12 protein-coding genes are annotated in these 12,241 nt (G+C 72.0%); 6 read left to right on the forward strand and 6 right to left on the reverse strand.

Going from position 1 to position 12,241, the window contains the following annotated elements; all coding sequences use genetic code 11:
* Nucleotides 1-117: 117 nt before the first annotated feature.
* The 6 genes from RJT50_RS15480 to RJT50_RS15505 all read left to right on the forward strand — a co-directional run bounded on the left by RJT50_RS15480 (nucleotide 118) and on the right by RJT50_RS15505 (nucleotide 5,553).
* Nucleotides 118-1,227 carry a DUF4330 family protein gene (locus RJT50_RS15480; RefSeq protein WP_313692501.1) on the forward strand — a complete coding sequence of 370 codons (1,110 nt, stop codon included), beginning with the start codon at nucleotides 118-120 and terminating at the stop codon, nucleotides 1,225-1,227.
* A 25-nt stretch (nucleotides 1,228-1,252) separates the two neighbouring features.
* The gene (locus RJT50_RS15485; protein ID WP_313692502.1) at nucleotides 1,253-1,801 is read left to right on the forward strand and encodes a hypothetical protein; all 549 of its coding nucleotides are present in this window, start codon (nucleotides 1,253-1,255) and stop codon (nucleotides 1,799-1,801) included.
* Nucleotides 1,802-1,874: 73 nt separating this feature from the next.
* A complete protein-coding gene (locus RJT50_RS15490; RefSeq protein WP_313692503.1) occupies nucleotides 1,875-2,165 on the forward strand; it encodes a UPF0175 family protein in 291 nt (96 codons plus the stop codon).
* On the forward strand, nucleotides 2,166-2,678 hold the full coding sequence (locus RJT50_RS15495; protein WP_313692505.1) for a PIN domain-containing protein: 513 nt from the start codon (nucleotides 2,166-2,168) through the stop codon (nucleotides 2,676-2,678).
* Nucleotides 2,679-2,757: 79 nt separating this feature from the next.
* Nucleotides 2,758-5,139, forward strand: coding sequence for an STT3 domain-containing protein (locus RJT50_RS15500; protein WP_313692507.1), 2,382 nt, complete (start codon nucleotides 2,758-2,760; stop codon nucleotides 5,137-5,139).
* A 3-nt stretch (nucleotides 5,140-5,142) separates the two neighbouring features.
* On the forward strand, nucleotides 5,143-5,553 hold the full coding sequence (locus RJT50_RS15505) for a VanZ family protein (protein WP_313692508.1): 411 nt from the start codon (nucleotides 5,143-5,145) through the stop codon (nucleotides 5,551-5,553).
* A 117-nt stretch (nucleotides 5,554-5,670) separates the two neighbouring features.
* On the opposite strand, the gene RJT50_RS15510 is transcribed toward RJT50_RS15505, so the two are convergent.
* From RJT50_RS15510 to RJT50_RS15535, 6 genes are all read right to left on the reverse strand, one after another.
* Entirely contained in the window at nucleotides 5,671-6,483 is an 813-nt protein-coding gene (locus RJT50_RS15510) for an undecaprenyl-diphosphate phosphatase (RefSeq protein ID WP_313692509.1), read from the reverse strand.
* Between the two features lie 59 nt (nucleotides 6,484-6,542).
* On the reverse strand, nucleotides 6,543-7,037 hold the full coding sequence (locus tag RJT50_RS15515) for a hypothetical protein (protein ID WP_313692511.1): 495 nt from the start codon (nucleotides 7,035-7,037) through the stop codon (nucleotides 6,543-6,545).
* A 97-nt stretch (nucleotides 7,038-7,134) separates the two neighbouring features.
* A complete protein-coding gene (gene glmU, locus RJT50_RS15520) occupies nucleotides 7,135-8,331 on the reverse strand; it encodes a bifunctional sugar-1-phosphate nucleotidylyltransferase/acetyltransferase (RefSeq protein WP_313692512.1) in 1,197 nt (398 codons plus the stop codon).
* Nucleotides 8,332-8,410: 79 nt separating this feature from the next.
* Entirely contained in the window at nucleotides 8,411-10,219 is a 1,809-nt protein-coding gene (gene glmS / locus RJT50_RS15525) for a glutamine--fructose-6-phosphate transaminase (isomerizing) (protein ID WP_313692513.1), read from the reverse strand.
* Nucleotides 10,219-11,412 carry a sugar phosphate nucleotidyltransferase gene (locus tag RJT50_RS15530; RefSeq protein ID WP_313692514.1) on the reverse strand — a complete coding sequence of 398 codons (1,194 nt, stop codon included), beginning with the start codon at nucleotides 11,410-11,412 and terminating at the stop codon, nucleotides 10,219-10,221. The genes glmS and RJT50_RS15530 overlap by 1 nt, the downstream gene beginning before the upstream one ends.
* 68 nt (nucleotides 11,413-11,480) lie before the next feature.
* On the reverse strand, nucleotides 11,481-11,636 hold the full coding sequence (locus RJT50_RS15535; RefSeq protein WP_313692515.1) for a hypothetical protein: 156 nt from the start codon (nucleotides 11,634-11,636) through the stop codon (nucleotides 11,481-11,483).
* Nucleotides 11,637-12,241: the final 605 nt, after the last annotated feature.

Raw genomic sequence — 12,241 nt, forward strand, 5'->3', positions numbered from 1 at the left:
ACAGCCAACCACGGGTCGGCGCGGCGGTGGGGGTGTCGACGGGCGTGCGCGGAAGTCGCAACGAATTAGTCACCCACGGGAGTCGTACCCGAAAATGATCGTCTCCGGTGACCCGCCATGGATCTGATCGACGACGAGGGCGACCTCTTCGGCGTCGTCAACGTCGTCGACGCGCTCGCCGTCCTGCTCGTGCTCGCCGTCGTCGTGGCCGGCGCGACGTTCGTCCTCCAGCCCGATCCGGAACCGGAACCGCCCGACCGTTCGAGCACCCACGCGACCCTCGACCTCGGGACCCAGCCCGACTTCATCGTCGCACAGCTCAACGAGGGCGACAGCTACGAGCCTGCGGCCAACACCAACCTCACGATCACCGACGTCTCGCTCCAGCCGCGCGGGAACGGTGACACGGCCGTGCTCCTGCGGGTCGAACTCGTCGGGGAGACCGCGACCACCGACAACGGCGAGACCATCACCTACGCCGACGCGCCGCCCCGCCTCGGCCGCAGCCTCGACGTCGTCACCCCCACCTACCAGGTGAGCGGCACCATCACGGCGCTGGGCAGCGGTCCGACCATCCCCACCGCGGAGCGCGAGGTCCTGCTCGCGGCGACCGTCGATTCCGAGACCGCCTCCGGCATCCGGACGGGCGACGAGTACACGCTCCGGCAGCGGACCGTCGGCACCGTCCGGTCGGTCCACGTCTACGGCACCGGCAACCCCGACCGGAAGCGCGTCCTCCTCGGACTGACGCTCGACGCACACGAGACGGGCGACGGGGCCAGGTTCGCCGGCAGGGACCTGAGGGAGGGCAACTCGGTCCCCTTCCGCACGGCGGACTACTCGCTCTCGGGGACCATCCAGCGGGTCGGCGCGACCGAGCCGCGCGGCGACCCCGCGACCCGAACCGTCACCCTGCAGCTCCGTGATCTCCCGCCCCAACTCGCGGACAGCGTCCGCGCCGGGATGACCGAGACGGCGAACGGCGACACCCTCGCGCGCGTCACGGACGTCGAGCGCGACAACGCCACGGTCGTCCTCACCAGCGACGACGGGAACATCTACGAGCGCGAGCACCCCGTGAACCAGGACCTCACCCTCACGGCCGAGCTCGCGGTCCGGGAGACGTCGACCGGGCTCACGTTCAAGGGCCGCAGCGTCCAGCAGGGGAGCACCGTCGTCCTCGATCTGGGCAGCGTCACCGTCTCGGCGACCGTCGTCTCGACGTGATCACCCACACCCCGAGCTCACGCCAATGACCGACACGACACGGAACCAGGACCCATCCGACGGCACGCTCGCACGGCTCCTCGGCGGGTCGCGGGTCGCCGCGACGCTGCGTGGCCCCTTCCGGGAGGGGTCCCGAACGAGGCGCGCTGCCGACCGGCTCTCGGCGACCGTCCGGAACGCGTTCCTCTACCGGTGGCTCACGAAGGAGCCCGAGCCGGAGGTCGTCGTCATCGACCTGCGGGAGACGTGGACGGTCGGCCCCGCGATTCGGGTGCTCGACTGGGCCGTCGAGCGCACGCTCCCGTACTGGCGCGAGTCGACGCTGAGGCGCTGGCTCGACCGGCTGGTCGAACTCGGCGAGCGCGCGGCCGACACGAGGTACGGCGGGCTCGTCGTGCGCCTCCTCGAACCGCCGGAACCGCCGGCGGAGGAGGGCGATTCGGAAGCGAGCGAAAGCGGGAGGGGAGCGGCGGAGCGCGATCACGGGGCGGCCGATGGCGAGTCCGGAGCGGCCGACGATCCGGAGCCGGTCGGGAGCGGCGACCCGGCCGGACCGGACGAGCGACACGACTGACTCGCGGAACGGCCGTGTCTGCCGGGGTCACGGCATCGGTGGCCTTGTATACGATGAAAACATAGTAAACGCCATGGGAACGATCTCGGCACGGGTCCCCGACGACCTCGAGGCGGAGCTCGAGGCGTACCTCGACGACGAGAAGCTGGACCGGAGCACCGGGGTCAGAAAGCTGCTCGCGGAAGGGCTCGAGGAGTGGCGCCGGGAGCGGGCGCTGGAGCAACTGGCCGCCGGCGACGTGACGTTCTCGAGGGCGGCAGAACGGGCCGGCATGTCCGTCTGGGACTTCGCACGGCTGGCGCGCGAACGCGACGTCACGTGGGTCGGTGACGAGCACCTGGCGGCCGACCTCGAGGACCTCTGAATGTGGGTGTTCGATGCGACCCCGCTCATCCATCTGGCGAGCGTCGAACGCCTCGACACGATCGAACATCTGGACGAGCACTGCGTGACTCCGGAGCCAGTGTATTCGGAGGTCGTCACGACCGGCATCGATCGGGGCCATCCCGACGCTCGACGCGTCGAACGCTGCGTCGAGAACGGGGTACTGGAGGTCGTCTCGACGCCCGAGACGTCGCTCGGTTCCCGGCTTCGAGACAACCCCAATCTGAGCGATGCGGACGCGGCGGTCCTCTCGTGTGCAGCCGACCGTGACGGCACGGCAGTCGTGGACGAGGCATACGGCCGCGACGTGGCGACGACGGAGGGAGTCCCGACGCGCGGGACCGCGTTTCTCGTTCTCTCGGTCACGAAACGAGGCGTACTCGCCCCCGAGGAGGCACGCGCCACCATCGACGGGATGATCGAGGAGGGGTGGTACTGTGCGCCCGACCTGTACGCGAAACTGCTCGGGAAACTCGATTCGATCGCGGACTGATGGGACGGCCGCCGACCCACGACCGCCGACCCGACCCGAGACGACGGGTTGAATAGGCGACTGTCACACACCCACGGTAATGGTCACCGCCCCCGAGATCCGCGACCTCCTCGAGGACCGGCCGGACCTCGAACCGGCCGTCGAGGCCGTCCTCGAACCCGACGAGCCGTGGTCGTTCGCCGAGGTCGACGTCGACTCGGGCGCGTTCGGCGAACTCGTCTCCCACGGCGTCGTCGAACACGCGGGCGAGGAGTACCGCGTCGCCGACCGGGCGGCCGTCAGGGCGGCCCTCGACGGCGCTGCCGACGCGGACGCGACTGCCGGGAGCGCGTCCCGGGACGTCGCGCCGAGCGTGGACGTGTCGCTCCCGGCGATCGACCGCCTCGAACTCGCCCTCCTCGTCGGCGCGCTGCTGTTCGTCGTCGCCTTCCGGCTCGTCCCGCTCCCGACCGTCTTCCGCGGCGGCGACGTCGTCCTCTCGGCGAACGACCCGTACTTCTACCGGTACTGGGTCGAGACGATGCTCTCGGACCCGGGCACGACGCTCTCGTCGGTCCCGAGCGGCATCGCCAAGGGGGAACCGCTCCTCGTCGCGACCCTCTGGCTCGCCACGGTCGCGCTCGGGGGCACCGCCGAGGCCGCGGGCCACGTCATGGCGTGGTACCCCGTCGTCTCCGCGGTCGTCACCGCCGGGATCGTCTACTGGTTCACGAAGACGATCACGGACGACCGCCGGATCGGGCTCGCGGCCGTCCTGCTGCTCGCGGTGCTGCCGGCCCACGCCTACCGGACGAGCCTCGGGTTCGCCGACCACCACCCGTTCGACTACCCGTGGCTCGCCCTGACCGTCCTCGGCATCGTCGTCGTCGCGGACGCGGCACGGCGACCCGACGCGACCCGCGGATCGGACGCCGCCGGGCGACGGGACACGAACGGCGGGCCGGCCGCCGTCGGACCGCTGCCGCCGATCACCGCCCGAACGGTCTCCGGGGCGCTCGCCGTCGGCGTCGGCGTGGGTGCCCAGACGCTGGCGTGGGACAACAGCCCGCTCCTGCTCGCTCCGCTCGGCCTCGTTCTGTCGGCCGAAGCGCTCCGCGCGGTTCGGGCGGGCGAGTCCCCGCTCCGGATCGGGGGCCCGGTCCTGCTCGGGGCGGCCGTCGGCGCGGGAATCGCGTGGGCGGGCCACGCCGGGTTCGGCTGGCACACGACGCTGGTCGCCTCCGCGCCGACGCTCGTCGTCATCGGCGGCGTCGGCGTGCTCGCCGCCGGCGAACTCGCCCACCGGTTCGACGTCCCGACCGCGGCGCTCGCCGGCGTCGAGGCCGTCGGCCTCGTCGCCGGCACGGCCGCGCTCGCCGCGGTTCGGCCCGACTACTGGAGCCGGCTCACCACGGGCGTCACCGACCGACTGCTCGCCCGCCGGGACATCGCGGAGGTCCAGAGCCTGTTCGGCGAGTCGGTGGGGTGGCTGCTCCTGTTCGGGTTCATCCTCCTGCTCGCGCTGCCGTACATGGCCTGGGGCGTCCGCCGCGCTCTCGATGACGGGCGCTGGCTCGTGCCGACCGTCTACGCCTGGTACTTCCTCGTCATGTCGGCGATACAGGTCCGCTTCGTCGGCGAGCTCGCGCCCGTCATCGTCGTCTTCGCCGGCCTCGGGTTCGTCCACCTGGCCGAGCGCGTCGACGTCGCCCGCCGTCCCGTCCCGTTCGGGGACCGGACCTCCCTCGACCTCCGGGTTCCGAGCCGGGAGACGCTCGGCCCGCTCGTCGTCCTGTTCCTGCTCGTCACGAGCCTGAGCATCGTGCAGGTGCCCGTGAAGACGAGCCAGCTCACCGTCGCCGAGGGCGAGTACGAGACGGCGAGCTGGATCGCCGAGGACGGCGCCGAACGGGGGCTCGAGTACCCGGAGAGCTACGTGTTCAGCTTCTGGCCGCAAAACCGGATGTACAACTACTTCGTGAGCGGCGAGTCCGAGTCGTACGCCTACGCCCGGAACAACTACGAGGAGTTCGTGCGCTCACGGGAGCCGCGGGCGTGGTACAACAGCCTGGACGGGCGGGCCGGCTACGTCGTCACCACGCCCGGGGTGGTCGGGAACGAATCCTCGCTCGGCGCGCGGCTCCACGACCACGACGGCAACCGAACCGCAAGCACGCCCGCGCTCGTCCACTACCGGCTCGTCCACAGCGAGGCCGACGGCGAGTACAAGGTGTTCGAACTCGTCCCCGGCGCGGTCGTCGAGGGGAGCGCGGAGTCGAACGCGACCGTGACCCTCCGGACCGACGTCGCGGTCGAGGGTGCGTCGTTCACCTACGTCCGGCAGACGACGACCGGCGCGAACGGCACGTACAGCGTCCGCGTCTCCCACCCCGGCGAGTACCGCGTCGCCGGCGGGACGGTCGAGGTGCCCGAGTCGGCGGTGCGAAACGGCACGGTCGTGTCGACCGCGGGGACGGCATAGCCGATGCGACGGCTCCCGTTCCCGCTCGTCCCGCGAGCGCTCCGCTGGCTCGGCGTCCTCGCGGTCCTCGGCGTCATCGGCCACTTCTCGCTCGGGGCCGTGCCGCCCGCGCCCCCGGAGCCGACGCCGTTCTGGGACAAGCGGCTCCACTTTGCCGCCTACGCCGGGCTGGGGCTCTCGCTCGCGTACGCGACGGTCGGTGCCGACGACGCGTCCCGGCGCGTCGCCGTCGTCCTCGGGGGCGCGCTCGCGTTCGGCGCGCTCGTCGAACTGCTCCAGGGGACGCTGCCGAACCGCTACTTCGGGTGGGGCGACCTGCTGGCGAACTGTCTGGGCGCGGCGCTCTCGAGCCTCTGGTTCGCGGTCGAACCGCGACTGGCGTACGTGCGGCTCCCCAGGCGAGGTCGGTCCTAGGCGGCGAGTAACCGACCGGTAACGGACCCGCGATGGACCGGCAGTCGAGCAGCGGTCGACCACCGAGCGCAACGACCGAGTAGCAGCAGACGAGCGAAGCCGGCAGCAGCCGGCGCCCTAGACGAGCAGCAGCCCGCCGAGCATCGCCAGCCCGCCGAGCGCGACACAGACGACCCAGAACGACACCCGCTCGACGACCCGCATCAGCGCGTCGATGGTGAGATAGCCGACGAGCGCGGCCGCGGCGAGCGAGACGGCGGCCGCGGCGAGCGTCACGTCCGCGAGTCCGGCGTCGAGGTACGCGAGCAGCCCGCCGCCCACGGCCGCGGGAATCGACAGGAGAAACGAGAACCTGAACGCGTCGGGCCCGTCGTGGCCACGGAGCAACAGCACGCCTGTCGTGGTTCCCGACCGGGAGACGCCGGGGAGGATGGCGACGCCCTGGGCGAGGCCGACGATGACCGCGTCCAGCAGGTCCGGCTCCGTGCGCCCGCCGAGGCCCAAGCGCGTCGAGAGCCGCTGGAACACCCCGGTGAGGACGAGCAGCGCGCCCACCAGCACGACGAACAGCCCGCCGGTGAGCTCCGAGACGACCGCGTCGAGCGTCGCGTAGGCGGCGATGCCGACGACGCCCGAGACGAGCGTGCCGACCGCGAGGAACGTCACGGTCGCCTGCTTGCCCTCGAACGCCTCCGCGGGACGCCACGCCGGGAGCAGCCCGAGCACCTCGCGGAGGTCGCCGCGGTAGTAGGCCGTCGCCGACAGCGCCGTCCCGAGATGCAAAAAGAGTGCAAAGGCGACGGCGTCGTCGGGCGCACGACCCAGGAACGAGAGCGCGAGCGCGATGTTCCCCTCGCTGGAGATGGGCAGCCACTCGAACACGCCCTGGAGCGCCCCGACGACGAGCGCCACGAGCAGCGATCGGTCCATACGGAGCGTGGCCGGCCCGGGTGGCAAGGGCCTTCCGATACCGTTCGCGGACGGCGGGGTCAGCCGCCCGGGGAGCGAGCCGACCGACCGACGAACAGCCCGAGTCCGAGACAGCCGGCGAGGACACAGCCGCCGTAGACCGGGACGAACGCCACGCCGTCGAGCAGGAACGGGTTCCAGTCGAGCGGGAGGAACGGCGCGGCGTCCGCGTAGAGCAGCGAGTCGAGGACGACGTGCGAGGAGACGCCGACGAGCGCGCCGGCCAGGACGGCCGAGCGGTGGCGCTCCCGCTCCGGGCGACCGAGCGCGAGCGTCGACTCGATCGGCTGCGGGAGCGCGAGGACGACGCCCGCCACGACGAGCGCGAGCGCGCCGCCGCCGACGAACGTCGTCAGGATCCCGTGAACGGGATCCCCGAGCGGGCCGTAGACGACCAGCGCCGCCCGCACGTCCACGACCACGCTTGCGAGGAGGAGCGTCGGGAGGTCGAGCCTGCGGTACAGCAGCGCGCCGAGGAGGAGGGCCGGACCCAGGTGGAACGGGGTGAACGGCATCGATCGGACGGTTCGGGGACGCCACGGAAAAATGACCCTGCCGAGGGCGTGCCGTGGCGGGTCCACCCCGGCTACCGATCCGGTCGAATCGACTCGGCTACCGGTCCCGCAGCACCGACTCGCCGGGCTTCGTCCGCGCGCCGCCGCTCAACACGACGCCGGCGTTGAGCTTCGTGTCGATGCCGGTCTTCACCGCGTCCCCGCAGACGACCCCGAACTTCCGGCGACCCGTGGAGGTCGACTCCCCTTTCACCCGCATGCGGACCGGCTCGTCGTCGTGCCGGAGGTTCGCAACCGTCGTCCCCGCGCCGAAGTTCACGTCCCGTCCGAGCACGCTGTCGCCGACGTACGAGAGGTGTCCGGCCGTCGCGCCGCGCATGAACACGCTGTTTTTCACCTCGACGGCGTGGCCGACCTTCGCGTCCGGTCCGACGAGCGTCGAGCCGCGGACGTACGCGTTCGGCCCGACGCTCGCGCCCGACCGCACCAGCGCCGGCCCCTCGATGACGACGCCGGCGTCCACCTCCGCGCCCTCCTCGACGACGACGCGCCCGCGGAGGTCGGCCGACCCGTGGACGTCGCCGGCGACGTCCCGTTCGAGTTCGCCGAGCTTCCACTCGTTCGCCTCGAGCAGTTCCCACGGTCGGCCCACGTCCAGCCAGCGCTCGAACGGGACGACCCGCACGTCGGCTCGCTCGCAGGCCCGCGTGAGCACGTCCGTGAGCTCCAGTTCGCCCCGCTCGCTCTCCCCGACGTCGAGCCAATCCTGGGCCTCGGCCGGGAAGGCGTACGCGCCGGTGTTGACGAGGTTCGAGGGCGGGTCCGCCGGCTTCTCGGTGACGCCGGTCGCGAAGCGCTCCCCGTCGCGCGATTCGGTGTGGAGGACGCCGTAGTTCTCGGGGGAATCGACGCGGTAGGAGCCGACCGTCGGGGCGAACTCGTACAGCGTCTCGAGGGACGCCTCGTCGTACAGCGCGTCGCCGTTCAGGACGGCGAACGGCCCGGGATCGAGGCGTGGTGCAGCGGCCCTGACGGCGTCGGCGGTGCCGCGCTGGTCGGTCTGCTCGGCGTACTCGACGGGCACCCCGGCGAACTCGTCGCCGAAGAACTCGCGGACCGGCGCCGACTCGTAGCCGACGACGAGCACGAGCCGCGACGCGCCGGCGGAAACCGCGGCCGCCGCGGCGTGGGCGACGAGCGGACGGTCGGCGACGGGGAGCATCGGCTTGGGGCGGCTCGCGGTCAGCGGCCGCATTCGCGTCCCTTCGCCGGCCGCCAGGAGGACAGTCTGCATGGGAGCTACCGCGTCCGCCGGACGCAAATCCGTTGTGGCTCGCGCGACGCCCGCGGCGGCCGCGTCATCCGACCGGCCGTCATTCGACCGTGACGCTCTTGGCGAGGTTGCGCGGCCGGTCGATGCTGCGGCCGAGGCGGTTCGCCATGTGGTAGGCGACGAGCTGGAGCTGTGCGTTCGCCAGCACCGGCGCGGTCCGCGGGTGCGTCTCCGGCACCGACAGCACGGCGTCTGCGTAGCGCTCGACGTCCGAGGCCCCGTCCGTGACCGCGACGACCGGCGCGTCGCGCGCCTCGACCTCCTTCACGTTCCCGATGGTCTTTCTCGCCCGCTCGTCGTCGCCCGTCACCACGGCGAACACGGGCGTCTCGTCGGTCACGAGCGCGAGCGTCCCGTGTTTCAGCTCGCCCGCCGCGAACCCCTCGGCGTGCTCGTAGGTGATCTCCTTGAACTTCAGCGCACCCTCCAGCGCGACGGGGTAGGCCGACCCGCGCCCGATGAAGAAGTACGACTCCGAGCCGAGGTACTCGTCCACGACGGCCTCGGCGTTCGACTCGTCGAGGACGTGCTGGAGGTGGTTCGGGAGGTCACGCAGCGCCGCCACCAGCTCCCGGGAGTCCGCGCCGTCGCGCTCGGCGAGTTCGGCCGTGAACAGCGAGAGCGCGACGAGCTGTGAGGAGAACGTCTTCGTCGCCGCGACGCCGATCTCGGGCCCCGAGCGGATGTAGAGGACGTGGTCACACTCCCGGGCGGCCGTCGAGTCGACGACGTTCGTGAGCGCCAGCGTCTCCGCGCCCCGCGCGTCGGCCTCCCGGAGCGCCGAGAGCGTGTCGGCGGTCTCGCCGCTCTGGGTGACGCCGACGACGAGCGTGTCGTCGGTCACGGGCGCCGGCCCGGTCGCGTACTCGCTGGCGAGGAACGCCTGGGCCGGGATGCCCGCCGAGCGGAGCGCCTCGACGCCGAACAGCGCCGCGTGGTAGGAGGTGCCACAGGCGACGAACTGGATCCGGCCGGGCGTCGACAGCCCGTCGAGCTGGTCGACGGTGACCCGGCCCGCGAGCTCGTCCAGCCGGCCGCTGAGCCCCTGCCGGAGCGCGGTCGGCTGCTCGTTGATCTCCTTCAGCATGAAGTGGTCGTAGCCGCTCTTGCCGGTCTGTTCGGCGCTCCAGTCGACGGTCGTCACGGACTTCTCGACGGGGGTCCCGTCCGCGTCGGTCACGCGCCAGCCGTCAGGGTCGAGCACCGCGAACTCGCCGTCGTCGAGGTAGACGACGTCGCGCGTGTGTTCGAGGAACGCCGGCACGTCGCTGCCGAGGTACGTGGCGTCCTCTCCCACGCCGAGCACGAGCGGCGAGTCGTTCCGCGCGGCGAACACGCGCTCCTCGTCGGCGAGCACGACCGCGATGGCGTAGCTCCCCTCGATGCGGTCGAGCGCGTTCCTGACCGCGGCCTCGGGGTCGAGGCCGTCCCCGAGCGCGCGGGAGACGAGGTGGGGGACGACCTCGGTGTCGGTGTCGCTGTCGAACGTCACGCCCTCGGACGCCAGTTCGTCACGGAGCGCCTGGTAGTTCTCGATGATGCCGTTGTGGACGACGGCGACCCCGCCCGACTCGTCGACGTGCGGGTGGGCGTTCGCGTCCGTCGGCGGGCCGTGGGTGCTCCAGCGGGTGTGGCCGATGCCGACCGAGCCCGCGGGGGCCGTCTCCCCGGCGTCGATGGCGTCCCGGAGGTTCTCCAGTTCGCCCGCGCGCTTTTGCACGTCGAGTCCCGGCGTCGAGAGCGCGACACCGGCCGAGTCGTAGCCGCGGTACTCCAGCGTCGAGAGCCCGTCGAGCACGACGTCGAGCGTCTCGTCGCCCCGGCCGACGACGCCGATGATGCCACACATCAGCGGGTCACCTCCGCGTCCGCCGCGACGTTACCGTCGACGACTGCGCCCGGCCCGACGCGCGCGCCGGGGCCGACGAGCGAGCCCGGGACGACGGTCGCGCCCCCGCCCAGATGCGCCCGGTCGGCGAGCACGCAGCCGAGCCGCCGATCCTCGTGGATCCGCGTGCCGACGCGGACGTCGCTCGGGCCGGCCGGCACCGTCGCGCCGGCGCCGACGACCGCGCCCTGGCCAGTCACCGTGTCCGCCAGCGTCGCGTTCGCGCCGACGCGCGTGTCGTCGTCGACGACGCTCCGCCGGACGGTCGCGCCCGCCTCGACGGTCGCGTTCCGGCCGAGCGCCACGTCGGGGCCGACGACCGCGCCGGGTTCGACGACCGCGTCGGGGCCGACGACGACCGGGGCGAACAGCGTCGCGTCGGGGTGGACGCGCGCGCTCTCGGCCAGGTACGCCCCGTCCCCGCGTTCGGGCTCGTCGACCAGCCCGCGTTCGAGCAGCCGACCGGCGAGTTCGAGCAGGTCCCACGGGTAGGTCACCTCCGAGCGGAGCCCGTCCGCGTGGACCCCCCGGACGTGGCCGCCGCGCTCGATGACGGCCGCGATGGCGTCCGTGAGCCCGAGTTCGCCGTCGGTCCGCGGCGTGGCCTCCAGATCGGAGAAGACGGAGGGGCCGAAGGCGTACACGCCGGCGTTCAGCAGCCGGTAACCGTCGCGGTCGGGCCGCTCGACCAGCTCGGTGACGGTGTCGCCGTCGAGGCCGACCGCGCCGTACATCGGCGCCTCCTCGGACTCGACGACCGCCAGGGTCGCCACGTCCTCGGTGGTGTGGGCCGAGAGGACGGCGTCGATCATCTCGTTCGCGAGCACCTCGTCGCCGTTGACGACGAGGAAGTCCTCGTCGATGGTATCGCGGACCCGGAGGAGGGCGTGGCCGCTGCCGAGCTGCTTGCGCTGGACGTGGTAGGTGATCGGCCGGTCCCGGTAGGTCGAGCCGAAGTGGTTCTGGACCCGGTCGCGCTCGTAGCCGACGACGACGTGGAGGTCGTCGATGCCGGCGTTGACGAGCGCGTCGAGCACGTACTCGAGGATCGGTCGGTTCGCGGCCGGAAGCATCGGTTTCGGCCGGTGACGGGTGAGCGGGCGGAGGCGCTGGCCCTCGCCCGCGGCGAGGACGACGGCGGAGTCGAGTTCCATGGTGGGTTGTAAGGCGTAACGCGCGAACGTAAATTGTTCAGTCCGGATCGAAACTGACCGGTGCCGGGCTACTCGGCGTCGGCGGCGTCGGCGTTCTCGGCCTCGCGCCGCTCGCTGAGCGTCTCCCAGATCTCGGTGCAGCCGGCACCGTCCTCGACGTCCTGGAGGTGTGCGTCGTCGGCGTCGTCGTCGCTCTCGCCGGCCCGGGGCGTGGTGTTACTCATCTTGCGAGTAACCACATGCCCGGGTGTCATGAATCTATCGGTGCGGGGTATCGGTGGTGATCTTTTCGGGTGGAATCGCGGTCGGGTTTGAATTCGGTTTGTGTGTCGCGTCCGGTCTCGTCTCGAGTATCGCGGCGACCACCTCGAAATCCCCCGCGGCTGTCGGCTCCCGCGACCGCTGCTTCGCGCTTCGCGCTCCCTCCGGTCGCGCTTCAGTGCTTGCAGGGTCGGGGTTCGGCGACGTACGGGAGAGCACGCTCTCCCGAATTCACGGGCGCAAGCGCCCGTGAACGCCGCGGCCCCTTTCAGTCCCACCTGACTGCACGGCACCGCGACCGTCCCGCACAGCCACACGCCTCCCCAGCCGATTCGTTCACTCGGCTCGCTTCGCTCGCCGTCGCTCTCTCATCCCTCGCGCGCGTCCGGCGGGCACTACCCGGGACCTGCGATCCCGTGAGTTCACCCTCGCTCGCAGGCTCGCTCGCGTGAGCGACGCAGGAGCGAACGAGAACACGCGGGTCGAGCGAAGCAAGTCCCGCGAAGGCCGAGGAGCGCAACGGCCGCACCGAGTCGACAGCCGCGGGGACTTTCGAAGCGTGCGTCAC

The organism is Halobaculum sp. XH14, assembly GCF_032116555.1.
GTDB lineage: Archaea > Halobacteriota > Halobacteria > Halobacteriales > Haloferacaceae > Halorarum > Halorarum halobium.